The following is a 21,537-nucleotide window of genomic DNA, read 5'->3' as shown; positions in this document are numbered from 1 at the left end:
CCCAGAAGGCTGACAGCTCCGGTTGTACTGGAGGTTGCGCGCGGGGATACGACGCGCGAAGACTGTCAACTACCTCATAATGCGTGAATGCGAAGCAAGCTCGTCGTCGTCGTTGTGGCTGCCGTCGCACTCGTCGGCGCGGTGAGCGGATGTACCCGCGCAGTCAGCGGCACCGCCCAGGGCGATCCGAACCCACCGCGCGTTGCGGTGACCGACGATTCGTTCGGCATCCGCGCCGGTCTGGACGACGCACCCGTGCAGCTGGAGATCTACACCGAGCCACAGTGCACCCACTGTGCTGATCTACAGCACGAGTTCGGCGACCAGTTCGCGTACTACATCGGCACGGGTCAGCTCGCGGTCACCTATCGGCCGATGACGTTCCTCGACTCCCCCGACACCGACGGCCACTCCGCCCGGGTGGCCAACGCCATGTTCGTGGCGGCCACCCCGGGCGGGGAAGTCGCCACTACCGGAAGGCAGTTCCAGCACTTCGTCGAACAACTCTGGGCACATCAGGAGCCCGGCGGAACGGGACCGGACGACTCGAAGATCGCCGACTTCGCCCGCGCGGCAGACGTCCCCGGCTTCCAGGTACGCCAACTCGAATCCGGCGCCACCGAGAAGAGCTCGTCGGAGCTGGCCGACATGGAGTCGACGAACTTCGAATTCCTCTACGAGGTCGACCCGCTGAACACCGGCACACCAACGGTTTTCGACCTCAACGCCGGTGAAAAGCTCGACATCTACGACGACGACTGGCTGACCAAGGTCATGGAGTCCTGACGGTCCAGCCGACGCTGTAGGACCGCCAGCCCACTGAGGATTGCCGCGGCAGCCAACCAGCCGAGCACCGCGATCGACGCGGCGGGAATGATCGCCAGTGACGCGTTGCGATCTTGCACGCGAACGAGATCGGGATTCGACCTGTCGTACTCGACGTAGATCCGCATGCCGGTGTCCAACTCCGACGGGTACAGCACGCCGAGTTCGGGCCGGTAGGTGACGCGGTCGGGGGTGACGAATTCGATGGTCGACCGGCGCGGGCCCGCGTCGAGAACCTCCGCGGCCGCCACGCCCATGTCAGCCTCGATCTGGCGGTCGTTGCGCCACGCGCCGAGCACCAGCAGGACCGACTGCAACGTCACCAAGCAGGCGACGATCACGACCCCTATCCGCACCCGGCGGATGATGCGCTGCGCCCGCGTCTCGCTGGCATCGCCGTACAGATGCGGAATCAGGCCCTGCCACAACGCCTTCAGGTACCGAACCAGCTGGTCGACCGCCGTCCTCACAGCGCTGCTCTGATCGATGCGTGCAGCGCCCGTAGCGACGAGCGGTCGGCCTTCACCTCCAGAACGCGCATGCCGTCGACGCGTTGGTCGAGCTCGGCGGCAAGACCGTCCAGCTCCACTTGCCTGCACTCGACGTGATAGGCGCGGCACAGTGCGCCGACGTCGACGTCGTGCGGGGTCCCGAAGACGCGCGAGGACACGTCGGAGAACCTCTGGTCGCCCTGTTCGAGCAACTCGAAGATGCCGCCGCCGTTGTCGTTGGACACCACGATCGTCAGGTTCTCGGGAATCGGTTCGGTGGGGCCGATCAACAGTCCGGAGCTGTCGTGGACGAACGTCAGGTCACCGATGAGGGCAACCGTGCGGCCCCCACCGGCGCGATCATGCGCCAGTGCCGCCCCGATCGCCGTCGACACCGTGCCGTCGATGCCCGCGACGCCACGGTTGGAGCGGACCTTGATGCCGTGGGCGTCCAGCCCGACCAGCGCCGCGTCGCGCACCGGGTTGGAGGCGCCGAGCACCAGCTGGTCACCTGGGCGCAGCCCGTCGGCGACGGCAGCCGCGACGTGCAGACCGGTGGTCAGGGGGTGAGCCCTGAGCTGGGTGCGCACCGTCGCGACGGCGTGGGCGTTGGCGTCCGCGCACCGGCGTAGCCAGCCCTCGTCGGGCGTCCCCGTGACGACCGCGCGCGTCCCCGTCGCCTGCGAGTTGCCCGACACGTCGGGCCACCGCGGGCCGGTGGTCAGTGCGAACACGGGCACCGACGAGTCGGCAAGCAGCGCCGACACCCCGCGGTGCAGTGTGGGGCGGCCCAACATGATGACCTGCTCGGGCTTCAGCGACGGGAGCGCCAACGGGTGCAGCGCGTTCTCCGTCGGCGGTGCGGTGGGTTCCGCGACCGTCGGCAGTCCGGCCAGGTTGGGATGGACGCCTGCACCGTGTCCGGCGATCACGACCGTGTCGGGGGTGACGTCGACGTCCAACGGTTGGTCGAACGTCACCGGTGGCGTGTACGTCCACGGCCGCCCGTCGGGCCTGCCCGCCGGCGCGTACTCGCCCGCCTCGTCCACACCAGGTACCAGCGGCTCGCGCAGCGGGACGTCGAACTGCACGGGCCCCGCGTTGGCACTACGAGAACCCTTGGCCGCCACCAACACTCGACATGTCGCGGACCGCCACTGGGCGTTCAGTGCCGCCATCGTCTCGGTGGCACCCTCGGCCAATCCGAGGCTGATGGTGGCCCGCACCTGGGTGCCGAAGTAGCCGAGCTGTTCCATCGTCTGGTTGGCGCCCGTGCCGAGGAGGTCATAGGGCCGGTTGGCACTGAGCACGACCAGCGGCACGCGGGCGTAGTTGGCCTCGACGACCGCCGGGCCGAGGTTGGCGACCGCGGTGCCCGAGGTCATCGCCACGCACACCGGCGAGCCGGAGGCAGCCAACCCGATCGCCAGGAACCCCGCGGTGCGCTCGTCGATGCGCACGTGCAGCCGCAGCCGTCCGGCGCGATCCGCGTCATGCAGGGCGAACGCCAACGGGGCGTTGCGCGAACCAGGACACAGCACGACGTCTCGGACACCGCCGCGGATCAATTCGTCGACGACGATGCGTGCCTGGATCGTCGACGGGTTCACTCTGACAGCCTGTCATACCCCCGCGGCGAAGAATTCGAGCATGGCGGCGTTGACGACGTCGGGACGCTCGATGAATCCGAGGTGCCCGGTATCGGGTATCTGCAGGTAGCGGCCGTTGGGCAGGGCGTCGGCGACCTCACGGCCGAGGTGCGGCGGCAGCACCACGTCGTCGGCGAAACCGATCACCAGGGCCGGCGCCGTAATGTTCCGGTAAGCAGGCAGCCGGTTGCCCTCCGGTCGGATTCTCAGCTGGCTGCGCAAGCCAGGAGTCGACTTCGCCGGCCACATCGTGAACATCTCGATCCAGTCGCGCACGGCGGCCTCGTCGTTCAGCGTCTTGGGCGAGAAACTCTCCAGCAGCCGCAGTTTCGCCTCGAACTTGGGCGGCAGTTCGACACCTGCCTGCAGGAACTCGTATTCGGCGGCGCTGAAGAACTCCCTGGTGCGATCCTCGCGGCCGCGGGTCGCCATCAACACCGCGGCGGACACCAGGTCGGGCCTGGCCAGCATCAGCTCTTGGGCGATGAACGACCCCATCGACACGCCGACGACCCGAACCGGGCCCGCGTCGAGCTTCTCGATCATCTTCGCGGTGTCGAACACCACCTGTTCGGTGGTGAAGCCCTGTGCGTTCTCCGTGGCGCCGATGCCGCGATTGTCGAACGTGATGATGCGATAGCCGGCCCGCTGGAAGGCGGGAACCTGATGGAGATGCCACGTCCGGCCCGCTCCCCCGCGGCCGGAAATGAACAGGACGGGCTCACCCGAGCCGCGGTCGTCGTACGCCAGATTCACCCGGCCGACCCTACTTGGGGCGGGATGGGGTGTCCCAAGGCCGCTTCGCCGACCGCCGAGTTCTGCGCCTGGGTCGCGGCATTATGCGATCGGGAGCCCTGGCGCAGAAGTCGGCGTCGGGGTGGCTCCGCTCAACGGGCCGACGGCGTCGCGTCGCCGCGTTTCTTGCCGCGAGCCCGGGCGGCGCGGATCGCCTGCTCCCACAGCAGCAGCGTCGTGGCCTTCAGCTGGGCGGGCTTCATCAGGTCGCGGCCCATCATCGCGGTGGCGGTGGCCCTGGTCTTCGCCGACGCCTTCGACATGTGCCCCGAGTCGAAGGGCGGCTGCGGGTCGTACTCCATGGACAGCTGAATGGCCTTGGCGCGGTCCTCGCCACCGATCTGGGCCGCCAACCATAGGCCGAGGTCGATGCCCGCCGACACGCCCGCACACGTGACGAGGCCCTCTCCAGAGTGGACGATGCGCTCGTCGCCGACCGGGGTGACGCCGAAGGCCCGCAGCGTCGGCACCGCCGCCCAATGCGACGTCGCGCGCTTGCCCTCGAGCAACCCGGCCGACGCCAGGATCACCGAGCCGGAACACACCGACGCGGTCCACGTCGCGGTCGCACGGGCCGTGCGCAGCCAGCTGAGCAGCACCTCGTCGCGGGCGTGCTCGAAGGTGCTGAAACCGCCGGGCACCAAGATCACGTCGGGCGATGGGGTCTCGTCGAACGAATGCGTCGCGCCGACCAGCAGCACGGCGGAGTCGGCGGCGACGGGTCCGGGCTGGTGCCAGACGAAGCGCACCTCTGCGTCGGGCAGCCACCGCAGCGATTCGTAGGGGCCGATGAAGTCCAGCGCGGTGAAGCCGGGGTAGAGCACGATCGCGATCTGCATCAGTTCTCCTCTAGGCGAAGCTCTTGCGACAGCAGCGGGTAGCAGGCCGCGATCCGCTCGACCCACCACCGTCGCCGGTCGGGCGGCACGGCCAGCCCGGACAGCCGCGCCGGGTCGGGCGCCACGGCCCCGACCGGCAGCTGACCGTCCACGGGGGGCGCGGGGTCGACGACGTCCTCGACGAAAAGACCGCCAGTGCCGAGCCCGCAGGCGTACCGCAGCTCGGGCAGGCACGCCGCGGCAAGGAGACCCCTCGACATGCCGACTGCCGAGTCGAGCGCGCTGGACACCACGATCGGAACGTCGATCTGGCTGGCGATGTGCAGCAGCGGCGCCACGCCACCGAGCGGGGCGACCTTCACCACGGCCACGTCGGCGGCGCCGGAGTTCACGACGTGCAGCGGGTCCTCGGCCTTGCGGATGCTCTCGTCTGCGGCCACCGGAACGTCGACCAGTGCCCGCACCTCGGCCAGCTCGGCGACGGTCGCGCAGGGTTGCTCGACGTACTCCAGCGGGCCGTCGGCGGTGAGGGCCGCGCAGGCGGCCACCGCCTCGGCGACCGTCCACCCGCCGTTGGCGTCGACCCGGACCAGCGGCACCCGCTCGCGGACGGCGTTGACCCTGGCGACGTCCTCGGCGAGGGTCTGCCCCCGCTCGGCGACCTTGACCTTGGCGGTGCGCGCTCCGGGGAAGCGGGCCAACACCTCTGGCACCCGGGCCACCGGTACCGCGGGGACGGTGGCGTTGATCGGGATCCACTGCCGCAGGGGCGTTGGCGGTGCGATCCAGGCCGCCTCGACCGCCGAGGCCAACCAATACGCCGCCTCGGCGGGCTCGTACTCGAGGAAGGCGCCGAACTCACCCCAGCCGGCAGGGCCCTCTATCAAGGCAACCTCGCGAACGTCGATGCCGCGGAAGCGAACTCGCATCGGCAGCGACACGACGTGCAGGCGCTGCAGCAGATCGTCCAGACTGGGCGGTGTTCTGCGCTCGCCGACACCCTCTTCGTCCACGGATCGAAACCTACACTCGGGTGATGCCACTCATCGAGGTGTCGACGTACCAGCGGTGGATCGAGAACGTCGCGGACCGCATCGATCCCCTCGTCTCGGCCTCCAAGCCCTACCTCGACGGGCTGGACAACCTCCCGACCGACGGCCGCTTCCTCCTCGTCGGCAACCACACCCAGGCGGGCACCGAAGCCCTGCTGATCCCATACGTGGTGCGACGCCAGATCGGCATCCGGGTGCGGCCGCTGGCCGACCGCCGGTTCGGCAACGTCAAGGGCGTGCCTGCAGACCTCTTCGCCGCCGCGGGGGCGGTGGTCGGGACGCCGGAGACGGCGCGCGAACTCATGGCTGCCGGCGAGCCGATCCTCGTGTTCCCCGGCGGTGGCCGGGAGGTCAGCAAAGCCCGCGACCAGCTGTACACGCTGATGTGGCAGGGCCGCAACGGATTTGCCCGGCTCGCGGTGGAGCACGGCTACCCGATCATCCCCGCGGCGCTGGTCGGCGGCGACGACGCCTACCACGTGCTCACCACCAGCGACGGCCGCTGGGCGCGGTGGTCCAAGCCCCTCGCCGAACGCCTGACCGGCACCACGGACATGGGGATGCCGCTGGTTCGCGGCATCGGACCGACCATGATCCCGCGGCCACAACGCACGTATCTGCGCTTCGGCACGCCGATCGACACCACCCGACCCAAGGGCGCGGTCACCGAGAAGTGGACCGCCACGGTGCGTGAGCGGGCCAAGGCCGCACTCGAGGGCGAGCTGGCCGCACTGCTGGAGATCCGCGAAGGCGATCCCTATCGTCGGCTCGCCCCGTGGGCGCGCAGCGCAGCCGTCTCGCCCTAGACCCTCTAGACCTTGCGGCCCGCCTTCTCCCAATGTGGTTGGCGCAGATCCTTCTTCAGAATCTTGCCCGTGGGATTGCGGGGTAGCTCGTCGACGACGTCGACGGTCTTGGGGCACTTGTACGCGGCCAGCCGCTCCCTGGCGTAGGCGATGATCTCCGCTTCCGTGACCTCACCCTCGAGTGAGACCACGGCCTTGACCGATTCGCCCCACCTCTCGTCGGGCACGCCGATGACGGCGACCTCGGCGACGGCGGGATGCTCGGCGATCACCCGTTCGACCTCGATCGAGTACACGTTCTCGCCGCCGGTGATGATCATGTCCTTGAGGCGGTCCTCGACGAAGATGTAGCCCTCGTCGTCGACCCTGCCGATGTCACCGGTGCGGAACCATCCGTCGTCGGTGATCGCCTCCTTGGTGGCGTCGGGCTTGTTGTGGTAGCCCTTCATCAACTGCCTTGACTTGAACCACAATTCGCCCTGCTGACCCTGTTCGACGTCCTCCAGGCTGTCGGGATCCACGACGCGCACCTCGGCACCGGGGACGACCCGACCGGCGCTGCCCATCCGCTCCTCGTTGCCGTTGCGGTGATCCTGCGGTGCCAGCAGGCTGATGACGCCGCCCACCTCGGTCAGCCCGTACGCCTGGATGAAGTCGGTGTCCGGCCACGCCTCGAGCGCCTTGCGCAGCAACGGCAACGGCATCGGCGACGCGCCGTAACCGTAGGTCTTGAGCGCGCTGAACAACTTGACCGCGTCGTCGCCGGACTCCAGCACCTTGGCCAACACCGCAGGCACCAGGAAGGTCCGGTTCGCCCCGGCGAAGATTCCGCCGGCCAGCTGCGCACCGTCGACGTCGCGCGTCATGTAGCTGGCCACCCCCGTATGCAGACCCAGCTGCATGTACGACGACCCGCCGACATGGAACAGCGGCATCGCGACCAGGTTCTTGTCGCCCTCGTCGAGCTCCCAGCCTGCGAACGCGCTCTCGGTGTGCGCAATCAGGTTGGCCTGCGTCAGCGACACGCCCTTGGGTCGGCCGGTGGTGCCGGAGGAGTACATGATGATCGCGACGTCGTCGGGTTCGACGTCCGCCGACCGTTCGACGGGGCTCGCCGCGGCCAGCATCGCCTCGTACTCGTCACCGTCGCCCCCGTCGGCGGTCACCTCGACGACCTTCTCCACTGCCGTCAGCTTGTCCCTGATCTTCTCGACGCCCGGCTTGAGCTCCGCTCCGACGATCAGCACCTTGGCGCCCGAATCGTTGAGCACGTAGTCCAGCTCGTCGGCGGCGAGCCGAAAGTTCACGATCGCGGTCGCCGCACCCAAAGACGCTGCCGCCAAGGTGGTTTCCACACACGCCGGGTGGTTCTTGTCGAGGAACGCGACCACGTCACCGCGCTTGACGCCCAGCTCGGTCAGGGCGCCCGCCAGGTGGCGGATGCGGTCGTACCACTGCGACCACGTCCAGGTGCGGTCCTTGAAGGTGACGGCTTCGTCGTCGGGCTTGGTCTTGGCCCAGTGAGCGGTGCGTTCGTCGAGGAAGCGAGGTGTTGGCAACTCTGACATGTGCGCCAGCGTGCCATGACGGAACCAGCGGCTAGTCAGATTTCGAATAAACGCGCCGCCCCGCCAGGTACGTGGCGCGAACGTCCAGGTCGGCGATCGTCGCCGGCGGCACCGAACGCGGATCGGCCGAGAGCACCACCAGGTCGGCGTACTTGCCGACCTCCAACGAGCCGATGACGTCGTCGGAGAACAGCTGCCACGCCGCATCCAGCGTCTGGGCCCGGATCGCCTGGTCGACCGTCAGCCGCTCCTCCGGCCCGAGCACCCGGCCGCTCGGAGCCACCCGGGTGGCCGCGACGCTGATGTTGCGCAGCGGCTCCTCAGGAGTGACGGGCGGATCGTTGTGCAGCGAGATGCGCATTCCGGTGGCAACGGCGGAGCCGGCAGGCATCCACCGCGAGCCGTGCTCGGGCCCGAACAGACCGTCGACGAGGACGTCTCCCCAGTAGTGGATCTGGTCGACGAAGATGCTGCACGTGACGCCAAGGTCGTTGGCACGCTGCAGCTGTTCGTTCGAGATGGCGCCGACGTGCTCTAGCCGCAATCGGTGGTCCTCACGCGGATGAGCTTGCAGCGCTTGGGAGTACACGTCGAGGATGGTGTCGACTCCGGCGTCGCCCTGCACGTGGCAGGCCATCTGCCACCCCAGCGGAAAGTAGGCGCCGACGATTTCGGTGAGCTGCTCGCGGGTGTAGTTGGCGTGCCCGCAGGAACCAGGCGTCACCCCGATCGACCGGGTCGCGGCGGTGTCGAGATACGGAAAGGACAAATCGACGTTGCCGATCCACGGTGACCCGTCGACCCAGATCTTGATGCCGACCTGCCGGACGACGTCGTCGCCGTTGTCGAGCACCTCGGTGGTCGACATCGCCGCGGTCGACATCTCGTACGTGCGCAGCCGCACGGTCAGGTCGTCGTGCAGAGCGTCCAACGCGGGCCGGAACATCGGGTCGAACGCCATCTCCGAACACGTCGTCAGACCTGCCTTGTTCAGCCGCGCGCATTCGGCGAGCAGCATCGCCGGGTACCCGGCCGGGTCGATCGCGCCGCCGATCAGCGGGAACACCGCGCCCGTCTCCTCGGCGGTGCCGTCCAGCTCGCCCGCGGCGTCGCGCCCGAACTTTGCGCCCTTCGGATCGGGGGTGTCGCGGTTCAGCCCCAGGTTGCGGGCGGTCACCGAGTTGAAGAACGCCTTGTGGCCCGAGTTGTGCACGATTACCAGCGGCGTGTCGGGCGCCATCTCGTCGAGCCAGGCCAGCGTCGGCTCGGGCAACCCGACCTGAAGCAACGGATCCCACCCGTTGAGGTATGCCCCCGACTCGCCGCGGGCCGCGACCTCGTCCCGGATCGCGGACAGGACCCGATCCGCGTCGCCCATCGTGACCGGTCGGACGTCGACGATGCGGTCGGCCAGCACGATCGCCTCCATCAGCGGGTGCCCGTGCGCTTCGATCAGGCCCGGCATGACGCAACCGTCACCGAGCTCGACGACCTCGGTGTCGGGTCCGACCCAGCTCTCGACGGCGGCCCGGTCACCCACGGCGACGATGCGCCCGTCGGCGACGGCGAGCGCACCCGCGGTGTGCATGGCGTCGTCGACGGTCAGGACGGTACCGAAAAAAGCCAGGTCAGCGGGCATCCCGACATCCTCGCAGAGGCGATGGGAGAATTCGTCGAAACTCCGTCCTCCGCGGGGTCGCGCTAGAAGAACTCGCTGGTGTTGGTCGTCGTGCCGTTGTCGCACTTCACCGTGACGTTCCAGTTCTGGAACTTCGGAATCGCAGGCACGATCACCAAGTCGAACGTCGCATTGGCGGGCAGGAAGAAGCTGCGCTGGTAGAAATCCGAGGTGTAGGTGCACTGCGACGCGACACCGCTGCGGTCGGTGATGTGCGCGGTCAGTCCGCCGAGCCTCGGCTGCCAGGACACCCCGGGGCCTTGCTTCGGCGCGGGCGGCGGCGGAGGCGGGGGTGGCGGTACGGGTTGGGGCACGCTGGTCTGCCTGCGCGAGGCCGCCGCGGCGTTGTCGGTGGCGGCCTGGTCGCGCACCGCAGGCACGACGCACACCTGGTCCCCGCCCCAGGCGTCCCGCCAGACGAAGCCCTGCTTGCACGTGTTCGGCCCGTACGTGCCGCCGCCCGGCTCCCGGTTCGAGGCGGCGGCGGCGTTCTGCGCCGCCGTCTGACTCCGCACGTCGGGGGTGACGCACACGTGGTCTCCAGACCGACCGTCGCGCCAGACGAAGCCCTGGATGCAGGTGTCCGGACCATAGGGCAGGGGTTCCGCCGACGCCGGGACGGTCAGCACCGTCGCCGGGAGTGCCGCGAGAGCGGCCGTGGTCGCGAGTTGTCGGATCATGATTCAGTCCTCCTCGAATGCCCTCGAAGGGCATGTGCCAGTACAGGTGTCGTCGACGCTATTGACTTCAGACACCGGCAGGCGCGAGTAGTGCACTACCCGATTCGAGGGGCTACCTGATGCGGATGCGGATCGGACCGCGCCACGCAGCGTCCGGGTCGAGCGCGTCGCCCTTCTGGGTGACGTCGACCAGACCCTCCCTGGCCAGCGACCGCGCGACGTCACGGGCGTCGTCCATCAGGTCACGCCACTCGTCGCCGCCGATCGCCCTGGCCGCATCGGACGGGCAGATGGTCTTGTCCGGTCCACGCTCGCGGGCCAGCTCCAGGATGGTGGTGCGCAGCCGCTGGTTCACGCCCTCCAGTGAAGCCGGAATCCGCGCCCCTTGCCACGATTTCTGTAACACGTTCTAATCTGGACCCATGAGCGATGCAATGCTGCGGCATCCGATCCACTCCGGCCACCTCACCGTCGGCGCACTGAAGCGTCACCGCGACAAGCCCGTGCTGTTCCTCGGCGACACCACGCTGACCGGCGGAGAGCTCGCCGACCGCATCAGCCAGTACGTTCAGGCGTTCGAGTCACTCGGTGCGGGTACCGGCGCGGTCGTCGGACTGCTGGCCCTCAACCGGCCCGAGGTGCTGATGATCGTCGGTGCGGGGCAGACGCAGGGATACCGCCGCGTGGCACTACACCCTCTGGGTTCGCTCGACGATCACGCCTACGTGCTGACCGACGCCGGGGTCACGTCGCTGATCGTCGACCCGAATCCGATGTTCGTCGAACGCGCGGTCGGGCTGCTCGAGAAGGTGCCGTCGCTCAAGCAGGTGCTGACGATCGGGCCAGTGCCTGCCGAGCTGGCCGACGTCGCGGTGGACCTCAGCGCCGAGGCCGCCAAGTACCCGCCGCAGCCGCTGGTCGCCGCCGACCTGGCCCCCGACACGGTCACCGGGCTGGCCTTCACCGGCGGCACGACCGGCAAGCCCAAGGGCGTGATGATGACGTCGCAGGCGACCACCACGATGTCGACGATCCAGCTCGCCGAGTGGGAATGGCCGGAGAATCCGAAGTTCCTGATGTGCACGCCGCTGTCGCATGCCGGCGCGGCCTTCTTCCTGCCGACGATCGTCAAGGGCGGGGAGATGGTGGTGCTGGCCAAGTTCGACCCGGCCGAGGTGCTGCGGACCATCGAGGAGCAGAAGATCACCGCGACGATGCTGGTGCCGTCGATGATCTACGCGCTGATGGATCACCCCGACTCCCACACCAGGGACCTGTCGTCGCTGGAGACCGTCTACTACGGCGCATCTGCGATGAATCCGGTGCGACTCAAGGAGGCGCTCAGCCGCTTTGGGCCGATCTTCGCGCAGTACTACGGGCAGTCCGAGGCGCCGATGGTCATCACCTACCTGGCGAAGGGCGACCACGACGAGAAGCGGCTCACGTCGTGCGGCAGGCCGACGCTGTTCGCGCGGACCGCGCTGCTCGGCGAGGACGGTCAACCGGTGCCCCGCGGCGAGGTCGGCGAGATCTGCGTGTCGGGTCCGCTGCTGGCGGGCGGTTACCTGAACAAACCAGAGGCGACGGCCGAGACGTTCCGCGACGGCTGGATGCACACGGGCGACCTGGCCCGCGAGGACGAGGACGGCTTCTGGTTCATCGTCGACCGCACCAAGGACATGATCGTCACCGGCGGGTTCAACGTCTTCCCTCGGGAGGTGGAAGACGTTGTGGCCGAACACTCTTCGGTGGCGCAGGTGTGCGTGATCGGCACACCCGACGAGAAGTGGGGCGAGGCCGTCACCGCCGTCGTGGTGCTGCGGCCGGACGCGGCGACCGACGACGCGTCGATCGCCACCATGACCGCCGAGATCCAGGCCGCCGTCAAGGAGCGCAAGGGGTCGGTGCAGTCGCCGAAGCAGATCGTGATCGTCGACTCGGTGCCGGTGACCGCGCTTGGCAAGCCCGACAAGAAGGCCGTCCGCGCGCAGTTCTGGGAGGGTGCGGACCGCCGCGTCGGGTAATCCTCCTCCCGCGAGCAGACATAAATGGCCCTGAATTGCGCTAATTGAGGGCCCTTTGCGACTGCTCGCGGGAAGGGGTTAGTCGGGCAGGCCGTCGAGGATGCGGTCGAGCAGTTCGCCCGCCATCCGGGCAGCCTGGTCGACGTCGCCTGCGGCGATGTGGTCGAGCAGCACGCCGTGGTCGACGATCTCGACTGGCGCCTCGTGGGTGGTCGCGACGCTTGCGGTGACGGCTTCGACCAGCCCGCGATACAGCTCCGTCAGCGTGGCGTTGTGCGAGCTGCGGACCACGGCGAGGTGGAATTCGGTATCGGCACGGGCGAAGTCGTCGGTGTCGCCGGCGGCGAGGCAAGCGTCGCGACGGGCCAGCAGCTCGCGCATCTCCGCGACGTCCGCGTCGGTGTGACGGGCCGCCGCGAGCCGCGCGCCCTCCACTTCGAGGCCGCGGCGAACCTCCAGCACGTCGCGAAGCTCCGCGCCACACAACCGCCGCAGCGCCCCGGAGACCTCACTGGTCGCCCGGACGTAGGTCCCGTCCCCCTGCCGAACATCGAGGAGCCCGGCGTGCGCCAGCGCGCGCACGGCCTCCCGGACCGTGTTGCGGCCGACGCCGATCGAGTCGACGAGCACCGTCTCGTTGGGGATGCGGTGACCGACGGGCCATTCTCCGCTGGCGATCGACTGTCGAAGCTGGTCGATGACCTGGTCGACCAGTCCCGTGCGACGGGCAGTGCTCAACGCCACGGAGACATCCTTTCAACCAATCATGGGATGTATGGCAATGTAGCAGCGTGCGTGGCGACGAGCAGGACGAACATTCCGGGCCCAAGGTGGCGGTTCAGCTCAACCAGTCCGCCGCGATCCCACTCGCCGGCGTTCCCGTCCTCGCGGGCGGAACGTTGCTCGCGGTCGCGGTGATCCTGGTGGCCCTCAACCTGCGGCCCGCCGTCACCAGCGTCGCCCCGCTGCTCGGCGACATGCGCGAGGAACTGGGCACGTCCGCCACCTGGGCCGGCCTGCTGACGACGATGCCCGGGCTGTGCTTCGCCGCGGCCGGGCTGACGGCGCCCCGGTTGTCGAGCCGGTTCGGCCTCGGCCGCGTCATCTCGGCGGCGCTGGTGGTACTGACCGCCGGTTTGGTGCTGCGCACCGTAGACGGGCCACACGTCGTGATCGGGGCGACGTTGCTGGCGTGCGCCGGCATCGCGCTGATCAACGTCCTCATTCCCGTCGTCATCAAGGGGTCGTTCCCCACCAGGGTCGGCCTGATGACCGGCATCTACACCGCCGCGTTGCAGGGTGGTGGCGCCCTCGGTTCGGCCGTCACACCCGGCCTCGAGGAACCGCTGGGCGGCTGGCGGCTGGCCTTGGCGGCATGGGCGGCGATCGCGCTGCTCGCCCTGCTGGCGTGGCTGCCCGCATCCCGTCGACACCGAAGCTCGTGGGCCGTGTCGACCGAACTCACCGGCAAGCCGAGATCCCTGCTGCGCAGCCGGTTGGCCTGGACGGTGACGCTGTTCTTCGGCTGCCAGGCGTTCCTGGCCTACATCGTGATGGGTTGGCTCCCACAGATATTCATCGACAACGGCATCGGCAAGGTGCAGGCCGGGATACTCGTCGGCCTGGTGTCGCTGATCGGGGTTCCTGTCGCGCTGATCATCTCCCCGCTGGCGGCGCGCGCGACGCACCAGAGCGGATGGATCGTCGCACTGGGCGTCCTTGGCTTCGCCGGCGCGGTCGGCCTCTTGGTGGCGCCCGCCGCCGCGCCGTGGGTGTGGAGCGTGCTGATCGGCGTCGGTATGAGCGCGTTCTCCATCGCCCTCACGGTCATCGCGCTGCGGGCGCGCAACGCAGAGGACACCGCCCAACTGTCCGGAATGGCACAGGGATTCGGCTACCTGTTCGCCGGCCTCGGGCCGTTCCTGTTCGGACTGCTGCACGACGTCTCAGACGGCTGGACCATCCCGTTCGCGATGTTCCTTGCGGTCTACGTCGTGCAGATCGTCGCCGGCGCCATGGCGGGTCGGAACCGGTACGTCTGACCCTGCGCGAAAGTGAAGTAGTGCGCGACGGTCCCCGCATTTCTCGCACATTTCTTCACGCTCGGCGCCGGTGACGGGTCAAGGCACAATGATGCCGTGACCATCACCCGCGCCGTGCTCTTCGACTTCTCCGGAACCCTCTTCCGCCTCGAGGAGGACGACAGCTGGTTTGCCGGAATCCAGGTCGACGAGAAGGCAGTCGACGGCCACGTCCAAGCCGAGCTGATGCGGCGCCTGACCGCGCCAACGGGCGCATCCGTCGACATGGACGAAGACGCCCACCGGGCCTGGACGAACCGCGACCTCGAACCGCATCTGCATCGCGAGGCCTACCTGCACGTGCTGCGCGAATCCGGGGTGGCCGACGACCATGCGAAACGGCTCTATGACAAGGTCGTCGACCCGGCCAGCTGGACGCCGTACCCGGACACCGCCACCGTGCTCGCCGGACTGCACCGCCAGGGCATCCGGACCGCGGTGGTGTCCAACATCGCGTTCGACATCAGACCCGCGTTCGCCCGGCTCGGCATCGCCGACGACGTCGACGAGTTCGTGCTGTCCTACGAGGTGGGCGCCGTGAAGCCCACCGCAGAGATCTTCCAGACCGCGCTGACACGCGTGGGCGTCGCCGCCGAGGACGCACTCATGGTCGGCGACAGCGAGGAGGCCGACGGCGGCGCCATCGCCGTGGGCTGTCGCTTTGCCCTCGTCGACCCGATGCCGACGAACCAGCGTCCGACCGGCCTGATCGAGGCCATCGAGAGCGCCGGTCTCGCGGTCTAGGATTTCGGGCATGCCCGGCGACGACGACATTCGGCCGCCCTGGTGGCTCAAACCGATGAACAAGGTCATGATGGCCGCGATGCGGGTGGGCCTGATGCGCGAGGGCCCGATGGTCCTCAGCGTGATCGGGCGCAACTCCGGCACTCCTCGCCCCACACCGGTCACCCCGTTCACCGTCGACGGGAAGCGTTACGTCGTCGGCGGTTTCCCGAAGGCTGACTGGGTGAAGAACCTGCGGGCCGCGGGTGAGGCGACGTTGACGCAGGGCCGCAAGGACGAACGGGTGCGCGTCGTGGAGTTGTCGGCCGACGAGGCCCGGCCGCTGCTGCGGCAGTTTCCCGTCCTCGTCCCGACCGGCGTCAGCTTCATGACCCGCTCCGGGCTGGTCACCGGCCCCAATCCGGACGAGTTCGAAGCGCTCGCCGGGCGTTGCGCGGTGTTCCGGTTCGACCCGATGTAGCCCTGGCTACAGTCAACCGGGTGAGTTCTGACAATCCGTTCGACCCGACCGTGTGGCAGCCCGTCAGGGGCTTCGAGCTGACCGACATCACCTATCACCGCCACGTGGTCGACGGTGTCCCCAAGCCAACGGTGCGCATCGCGTTCGACCGGCCGGAGGTACGCAACGCGTTCCGCCCCCACACCGTCGACGAGCTGTACCGCGTGCTCGACCACGCCAGGATGAGCAACGACGTCGGCGTCATCCTGCTGACCGGCAACGGCCCGTCGGAGAAGGACGGCGGCTGGGCCTTCTGCTCCGGCGGCGACCAACGCATCCGCGGCCGCACCGGCTACCAATACGCGGCCGGCGAGACGGCCGACACCGTGGACCCCGCGCAGGCGGGCCGGCTGCACATCCTCGAGGTTCAGCGGCTGATCCGCTTCATGCCGAAGCCGGTGATCTGCTTGGTCAACGGCTGGGCCGCCGGCGGTGGGCACAGCCTGCACGTGGTGTGCGACCTGACGTTGGCCAGCCGGGAGCACGCCCGCTTCAAGCAGACCGACGCCGACGTAGGCAGCTTCGACGCCGGCTACGGCAGCGCGTACCTCGCCAGGCAGACGGGGCAGAAGTTCGCCCGCGAGATCTTCTTCCTCGGCAGGCCGTACACCGCCGAACAGATGAAGGCGATGGGAGCGGTGAACGAGGTCGTCGACCACGCCGAACTGGAAACCGTTGCGCTGCAATGGGCGGACGAGATCAACGGCAAGTCGCCGCAGGCCATCAGGATGCTCAAGTTCGCGTTCAACCTGCTCGACGACGGACTGGTCGGCCAGCAGGTCTTCGCCGGTGAGGCGACGCGCCTGGCGTACATGACCGACGAGGCGGTCGAGGGCCGCGATGCGTTCCTCGAGAAGCGCGACCCCGACTGGTCGAGCTTCCCGCGCCACTTCTAAAGGGGACGCCATGGCCGAGAAGATCGACGAGTACTTCGTCGAGGCGGTGGGTGCGCTGTCCACCGGGGCAACCCGGGCGGACCGAAGCGCGCCCATCGTGGCGACGTCGACCCTGACGGTCCAAGGCGTCCTCGACCTGTTCGACTCGCAACTCGGCAGCAGGCACCTCGACCTGGCTGCCCGCTGGCTGCGGTCCCGCGGCAAGGGCTTCTACACCATCGGTTCGTCTGGGCACGAGGGCAACGCCGCCGTGGCCGCGGCCCTGCGATACACCGATCCCGCTCTGCTGCACTACCGTTCGGGCGGCTTCTTCCTGCAGCGCGCCCGACAGGTCGACGGCAGCGACCCGCTGCGCGACGTGCTGCTCGGGCTGTGCGCGGCGACCGACGAGCCGATCAGCGGCGGACGGCACAAGGTGTTCGGCCGACGCGACCTCAACGTCATCCCGCAGACCTCGACGATCGCGTCGCACCTGCCGCGCGCGGTCGGGGTGGCCTTCTCGATCGGCCGGGCCACGAAGCTCGGGATCGACACGCCGTGGCCGCGGGACGCCGTCACGGTGTGCAGCATCGGCGACGCGTCGGCGAATCACTCGACGGCCGTCGGCGCCGTCAACACCGCGACTCATGCCGCCTACCAAGGACTTCCACTGCCCCTGCTGTTCGTCTGCGAGGACAACGGCATCGGCATCAGCACCAAGACCCCGACCGGATGGATCGCCGCCAGCTTCGGCAACCGGGCCAGCCTGGAGTACTTCGCCGCCGACGGCTCCGACCTCGTCGATGCTCATACCGTCGCGGCCCGTGCCGTCGACTGGGTGCGCAAGCACCGCAAGCCGGCGTTCCTGCACCTGCGCACCGTGCGGCTGATGGGCCACGCCGGTTCCGACGTCGAGGCGGCCTACCGCACCCCGGCCGAGATCGCCGGAGACTACGAACGTGACCCGGTGCTGAGAACTGCCGCGTTGCTGATCGAGCACGCCGGCCTGTCCCCCGCCGAGATCCTCGACTGCTACGAGGCCAAGCGCTCGGAGGTCATCGGCATCGCCGAGGAGGTCGCCGAGCTTCCCCAATTGTCCAGCGCCGCAGCAGTGATGCGGCCGTTGCACGACGCGTTGGCCGACGCCGTCGCCGCGCGACCACCCAGTGACGACACGACCGGCGGCGGCGAACCGCTGACCGTCGCGCAGTCCGTGAACCGCGCGTTGGCCGACGTCTTGACCGAGCACCCGGGGGCGTTGGTCTTCGGCGAAGACGTCGCACGCAAGGGTGGCGTCTACGGCGTCACCCGCGGACTTGCGCAGAAGTTCGGTCCGGCACGGGTATTCGACACCGTTCTCGACGAGCAGGCCATCCTCGGGCTGGCGCTCGGCGCCGGGCTCGCCGGCCTGCTGCCCATCCCCGAGATTCAGTACCTGGCATACCTGCACAACGCCGCCGACCAAATCCGCGGCGAGGGAGCCACACTCCAGTTCTTCTCCGACCGGCAGTATCGAAACCCGATGGTGGTCCGCGTCGCCGGTTACGGCTACCAGAAGGGCTTCGGCGGGCACTTCCACAACGACAACGCCGTCGGCGCGCTGCGCGACATCCCGGGCATCGTGATCGCCTCCCCGTCTCGGCCCGACGACGCCGCGGCCATGATGCGCACCTGCGCCGCAGCGGCCCACACCGCGGGCGCCCTGTGCGTCTACCTGGAACCAATTGCGCTGTACCACGTTCGGGATCTTCACGACGGCGGCGACGACCAATGGTTGGCGCCGTACCCGTCGGAGTCCGTGGCGATCGGCAGCGCCCGCACCTACGGCGACGGGTCCGACCTGACGATCGTGACGTTCGGAAACGGAGTGCCGATGAGCCTGCGGGTCGCGCGCCGCCTCGAGCGCGACGGCATCTCGACGAGGGTGGTCGACATGCGTTGGCTCGCACCGCTTCCCGTCGCCGACGTCGTGCGGGAAGCCAACGCCACCGGCCGCACGCTGGTGGTCGACGAGACGAGGGCCTCCGGCGGGGTCTCCGAAGGCGTGCTCGCCGCACTAGTCGACAACGGCTACGCGGGCGCGCTGGCGAGGGTGGCCAGCGAGGACAGCTTCATCCCGCTCGGCGATGCGGCGCTGACGGTGCTTCTGTCGGAGGAGCGCATCGAGTCCGCCGCCCACAAGCTCACCTCCTGAGTGATTTCGGCGCGCTCATCCGCGCCCACCGCGGATCAGCGCGCCGAAAACGCAAGGGGGTCAGCGTTCGAGCGCGCGCAGGGCCAGCCACGCGGCGGCGCGATCGTCCGGACTCGCCATCGACAACCCGGTCAAATCCTCGACCCGACGAATCCGGTTGGTCAGCGTCTGCCGGTGCACACCGAGGCGCTCGGCCGCCATCCCCCATACTCCGTTCTGCGCCAAGAACGTTCGCAACGTGACGGTGAGGTCGCCGTGAGAGCCGTCCCCGTCGCGAAGTGGGTCAAGCACCGCCGCCAGCCGGCCGCCGTCGACCGGGTCGAGCCGGTCGAGCACGTAGGCGACCGTCGGCAGCGCCCGATAGCGGACCACGTCGCGGCCGTCGGCGACTGCCACCTCGTGCGCCTGGCGGGCCTCGGCCACGCTGCGGGTCAGCACGTCGGTCGGTGCCGGGGTGCCAAGGCCCAGCCGCAGCGGCAGCCGTGGGGCAACGCCGGAGTTCTGCACCCGCTCCGCGAGAGCGTCCGTCTGCTCGTCGCGGACGAAGCCGAGGACCGTGCCGCGCTCCACGGTCACCATGTGCACGGCACCGAGTTCGTCGAGCCAGCGGATCACCAGTCGCTCCAGGTCGAGCGACCTCGACCGCGCCGTCAGCACGAAGGCGGTCAACGACAGCTCGTGCACACCCCACCGGCGAAGCAACGCCACGGCAGGGTCGCCGCCCACGAGCAGCGTGCCCACCATGACTTCGCGACCCAGCCGCTCGGTGCCGGTGTAGTCGTGAGTGCGCAGCACCAAGTCGAGCAGCGCGGCGGCCTGCGACGCCAGGTCACGGCTACGACTGGTGGAGGCGTTGCGCGAGGAGATGACGAGGTAGCCCGTCACGTCCTCGTCGGAGCCGACCACGTGCACCTGCAGGCCGCGGTGCCGTAGCCGCACCGGCCGGTGGAACGCCACCGTCACGGCGTCCTTGACATGCAGGCCCCCGGCGCCGGCGGTGGTGATGGTCTGTCCGTGGGCGTCGAGCAGGACCGCCCAGCCGTCGATGCGATGGGCGAGCTGGGCGACAACGGCCTGGGCACCGCCGCGACGGGCCACCTGGGTGAGCACCTTGGTGCCGGTGGTGACCAGCCGGTCCTCGGCCGCTTGGTCGGCCGCCAGCAGCGCGACGAGCCGAGCGTGAAGCAGCTCCTCGTCGGCTTCGGCCACGACGATCGCGCAGAAACCCTTGGCGGACAACAGCTCACGAAGCTCGGCTTGGTCTCCCCCGACGACGAGAACCGCGTGCGTCAGGGCCGTGGCGCGCTCGCCGCCCGCCAGGATCGTCGCCTCGATCGCCCGTACCGAAGCGACCACCAGGGTGGCGTACGACGGATTGCCGACGACGGCGAACTCGTCGAGCCGCACGGCGGCGTCCACCGGCGTCGACGCGTCCACCCGACCGTCGAGGCACAACTCCCCGCCCAATATGCGGGCGACGGAGGTCAGGTCCCGGGCCATCCGGCGAGTGTACGAAATGCCGAACCCACGCCGTCATATCCACAAACATTCACAGTGCTTCCGCGGGGTCGTCATGCATACGATCACCCGGATCCGACCACCACCGACCCTGGAGCTGCATGAAAGCCATCGTCTTCCGCGATCCCGAAACGGCCATCGAGGTCGCCGACGTCGATCTCGCCGCCCCCAAGGCCGGCGAAGTCCGCGTCAAGATCGCCGCCGCCGGGGTTTGCCACTCCGACCTGCACGTCAAGCGCGGCGAGTGGGACGCGCCAGCGCCCCTGGTGATGGGCCACGAGGGTTCCGGCGTCGTCGTCGAACTCGGCGAGGGCGTCAACTCGCTGGCCGTCGGCGACCACGTGGTGCTCAGCTGGGTGCCGCCGTGTGGGGAATGTCGATACTGCCGATCGGGCCACGAGGCCCGCTGCCACAAGGCCGCCACCGTCGTCGCCCCCAAGGGCGTGCTGTACGACGGCACCTCACGTCTGTCCAAGGACGGCGAAATGCTCCACCACTACCTCGGCGTCTCCTCCTTCGCCGAGGAGGTCGTGGTCCCCGCGTCCGGCGCGATCAAGGTGCGTGACGACGCGCCGCTCGACGTGATCGCCGTCGTCGGCTGCGCGGTCGCGACCGGTGTCGGCGCCGTCCTCAACACCGCGGCCGTCGAACCCGGCTCGACGGTCGTCGTGATCGGCTGCGGCGGCGTCGGCCTCAACGTCGTCCAGGGCGCCCGGTTGGCAGGCGCCGAGCGGATCATCGCGGTCGACGTCCTGCCCGCAAAGACCCAATTGGCAATGCAATTCGGTGCCACCGACCGCGTCGACGCGAGTGACGGCGACGTCGTCGAGCAGCTCTTCGAGTTGCTTCCCGACGGCGTCGACTACGCCTTCGACGCCATCGGCCGCACGTCGACCACCGAGCAGGCGATCCGCATGCTTGGCCTCGGCGGCGCCGCGGTGATCGTCGGCCTTCCGCCCACCGGCGCCAAGGCGTCGTTCGAGCCTCTGGTCCTGGCCGAAGCCGACCAACGCATCCTTGGGTCGAACTACGGGTCGGTCCGCCCGTCGATCGACATCCCCGCGTTGGTCGACCGGTACATGGACGGTCAGCTCAAACTCGACCCGCTGATCTCCGCGCACCGTCCGCTGGCCGAGGCCGCCGAGGCGTTCGCCGACCTCGAGACCGGGGAAGCGTTGCGCACGCTGCTCATCCCCTGATCCAACCGCTTACCCAGTAC

At 69.0% G+C, this 21,537-nt stretch carries 20 protein-coding genes; 9 read left to right on the top strand and 11 right to left on the bottom strand.

What is annotated here, in order from left to right:
- Nucleotides 1-87 precede the first annotated feature (87 nt).
- Entirely contained in the window at nt 88-786 is a 699-nt protein-coding gene (locus tag B1790_RS11680; RefSeq protein ID WP_079923379.1) for a thioredoxin domain-containing protein, read from the top strand.
- Here the strand turns inward: B1790_RS11680 and B1790_RS11675 are convergent.
- The 5 genes from B1790_RS11675 to B1790_RS11655 all read right to left on the bottom strand — a co-directional run bounded on the left by B1790_RS11675 (nt 747) and on the right by B1790_RS11655 (nt 5,612).
- Entirely contained in the window at nt 747-1,295 is a 549-nt protein-coding gene (locus B1790_RS11675) for a DUF3592 domain-containing protein (RefSeq protein WP_079923378.1), read from the bottom strand. The genes B1790_RS11680 and B1790_RS11675 overlap by 40 nt on opposite strands.
- A complete protein-coding gene (gene menD, locus B1790_RS11670; protein WP_079923377.1) occupies nt 1,292-2,926 on the bottom strand; it encodes a 2-succinyl-5-enolpyruvyl-6-hydroxy-3-cyclohexene-1-carboxylic-acid synthase in 1,635 nt (544 codons plus the stop codon). Before menD ends, B1790_RS11675 begins: the two co-directional genes overlap by 4 nt.
- Before the next feature lie 12 nt (nt 2,927-2,938).
- Complete coding sequence (locus B1790_RS11665; RefSeq protein WP_079923376.1) at nt 2,939-3,721, bottom strand: alpha/beta fold hydrolase; 783 nt, start codon at nt 3,719-3,721, stop codon at nt 2,939-2,941.
- 131 nt (nt 3,722-3,852) lie between these two features.
- Entirely contained in the window at nt 3,853-4,599 is a 747-nt protein-coding gene (locus B1790_RS11660) for a DJ-1/PfpI family protein (protein ID WP_079923375.1), read from the bottom strand.
- Nucleotides 4,599-5,612: an o-succinylbenzoate synthase gene (locus B1790_RS11655; protein ID WP_079923374.1), complete on the bottom strand. Its 1,014-nt coding sequence runs from the start codon at nt 5,610-5,612 to the stop codon at nt 4,599-4,601. Before B1790_RS11655 ends, B1790_RS11660 begins: the two co-directional genes overlap by 1 nt.
- 23 nt (nt 5,613-5,635) lie before the next feature.
- Between B1790_RS11655 and B1790_RS11650 the strand changes: the two genes are divergently transcribed.
- Nucleotides 5,636-6,457, top strand: a complete 822-nt coding sequence (locus B1790_RS11650; protein ID WP_079923373.1) for a lysophospholipid acyltransferase family protein — start codon at nt 5,636-5,638, stop codon at nt 6,455-6,457.
- Nucleotides 6,458-6,462: 5 nt separating this feature from the next.
- Here B1790_RS11650 and B1790_RS11645 read toward each other — a convergent pair whose 3' ends face one another.
- The 4 genes from B1790_RS11645 to B1790_RS11630 all read right to left on the bottom strand — a co-directional run bounded on the left by B1790_RS11645 (nt 6,463) and on the right by B1790_RS11630 (nt 10,738).
- Entirely contained in the window at nt 6,463-8,025 is a 1,563-nt protein-coding gene (locus B1790_RS11645) for a long-chain-fatty-acid--CoA ligase (RefSeq protein ID WP_079923372.1), read from the bottom strand.
- A 31-nt stretch (nt 8,026-8,056) separates the two neighbouring features.
- On the bottom strand, nt 8,057-9,664 hold the full coding sequence (locus tag B1790_RS11640) for an amidohydrolase (RefSeq protein WP_079923371.1): 1,608 nt from the start codon (nt 9,662-9,664) through the stop codon (nt 8,057-8,059).
- Between the two features lie 62 nt (nt 9,665-9,726).
- A complete protein-coding gene (locus tag B1790_RS11635) occupies nt 9,727-10,383 on the bottom strand; it encodes a hypothetical protein (protein ID WP_079923370.1) in 657 nt (218 codons plus the stop codon).
- A gap of 112 nt (nt 10,384-10,495) precedes the next feature.
- Entirely contained in the window at nt 10,496-10,738 is a 243-nt protein-coding gene (locus B1790_RS11630) for a DUF3253 domain-containing protein (protein WP_079923369.1), read from the bottom strand.
- Nucleotides 10,739-10,805: 67 nt separating this feature from the next.
- Here B1790_RS11630 and fadD8 point away from each other — a divergent pair, with 67 nt between their 5' ends.
- Complete coding sequence (gene fadD8, locus B1790_RS11625) at nt 10,806-12,407, top strand: fatty-acid--CoA ligase FadD8 (RefSeq protein ID WP_079923368.1); 1,602 nt, start codon at nt 10,806-10,808, stop codon at nt 12,405-12,407.
- A 78-nt stretch (nt 12,408-12,485) separates the two neighbouring features.
- Here the strand turns inward: fadD8 and B1790_RS11620 are convergent, their stop codons facing one another.
- A complete protein-coding gene (locus B1790_RS11620) occupies nt 12,486-13,151 on the bottom strand; it encodes a FadR/GntR family transcriptional regulator (protein ID WP_079923367.1) in 666 nt (221 codons plus the stop codon).
- Between the two features lie 86 nt (nt 13,152-13,237).
- Here B1790_RS11620 and B1790_RS11615 point away from each other — a divergent pair, with 86 nt between their 5' ends.
- The 5 genes from B1790_RS11615 (at nt 13,238) to B1790_RS11595 (ending at nt 18,800) form a co-directional block, all read left to right on the top strand.
- Complete coding sequence (locus B1790_RS11615) at nt 13,238-14,449, top strand: MFS transporter (RefSeq protein ID WP_079923425.1); 1,212 nt, start codon at nt 13,238-13,240, stop codon at nt 14,447-14,449.
- A gap of 96 nt (nt 14,450-14,545) precedes the next feature.
- On the top strand, nt 14,546-15,232 hold the full coding sequence (locus tag B1790_RS11610; protein WP_079923366.1) for an HAD family hydrolase: 687 nt from the start codon (nt 14,546-14,548) through the stop codon (nt 15,230-15,232).
- 10 nt (nt 15,233-15,242) lie between these two features.
- Nucleotides 15,243-15,692, top strand: a complete 450-nt coding sequence (locus tag B1790_RS11605; RefSeq protein WP_079923365.1) for a nitroreductase family deazaflavin-dependent oxidoreductase — start codon at nt 15,243-15,245, stop codon at nt 15,690-15,692.
- 20 nt (nt 15,693-15,712) lie between these two features.
- Nucleotides 15,713-16,627 (top strand): 1,4-dihydroxy-2-naphthoyl-CoA synthase, encoded by a 915-nt coding sequence (locus B1790_RS11600; RefSeq protein WP_079923364.1) that lies wholly within the window; start codon nt 15,713-15,715, stop codon nt 16,625-16,627.
- Between the two features lie 10 nt (nt 16,628-16,637).
- Nucleotides 16,638-18,800 (top strand): thiamine pyrophosphate-dependent enzyme, encoded by a 2,163-nt coding sequence (locus B1790_RS11595; RefSeq protein WP_079923363.1) that lies wholly within the window; start codon nt 16,638-16,640, stop codon nt 18,798-18,800.
- Nucleotides 18,801-18,860: 60 nt separating this feature from the next.
- Here B1790_RS11595 and B1790_RS11590 read toward each other — a convergent pair whose 3' ends face one another.
- Nucleotides 18,861-20,300, bottom strand: coding sequence for a CdaR family transcriptional regulator (locus B1790_RS11590; protein WP_079923362.1), 1,440 nt, complete (start codon nt 20,298-20,300; stop codon nt 18,861-18,863).
- Between the two features lie 119 nt (nt 20,301-20,419).
- On the opposite strand from B1790_RS11590, the gene B1790_RS11585 reads away from it, so the two are divergent.
- Nucleotides 20,420-21,517, top strand: coding sequence for an alcohol dehydrogenase catalytic domain-containing protein (locus tag B1790_RS11585; RefSeq protein ID WP_079923361.1), 1,098 nt, complete (start codon nt 20,420-20,422; stop codon nt 21,515-21,517).
- The last annotated feature ends 20 nt before the right edge of the window (nt 21,518-21,537 follow it).

It is taken from the genome of Mycobacterium sp. AT1 (genome assembly GCF_002043095.1).
GTDB lineage: Bacteria > Actinomycetota > Actinomycetes > Mycobacteriales > Mycobacteriaceae > Mycobacterium.
This window is presented reverse-complemented; position numbering and strand designations above follow the sequence as displayed.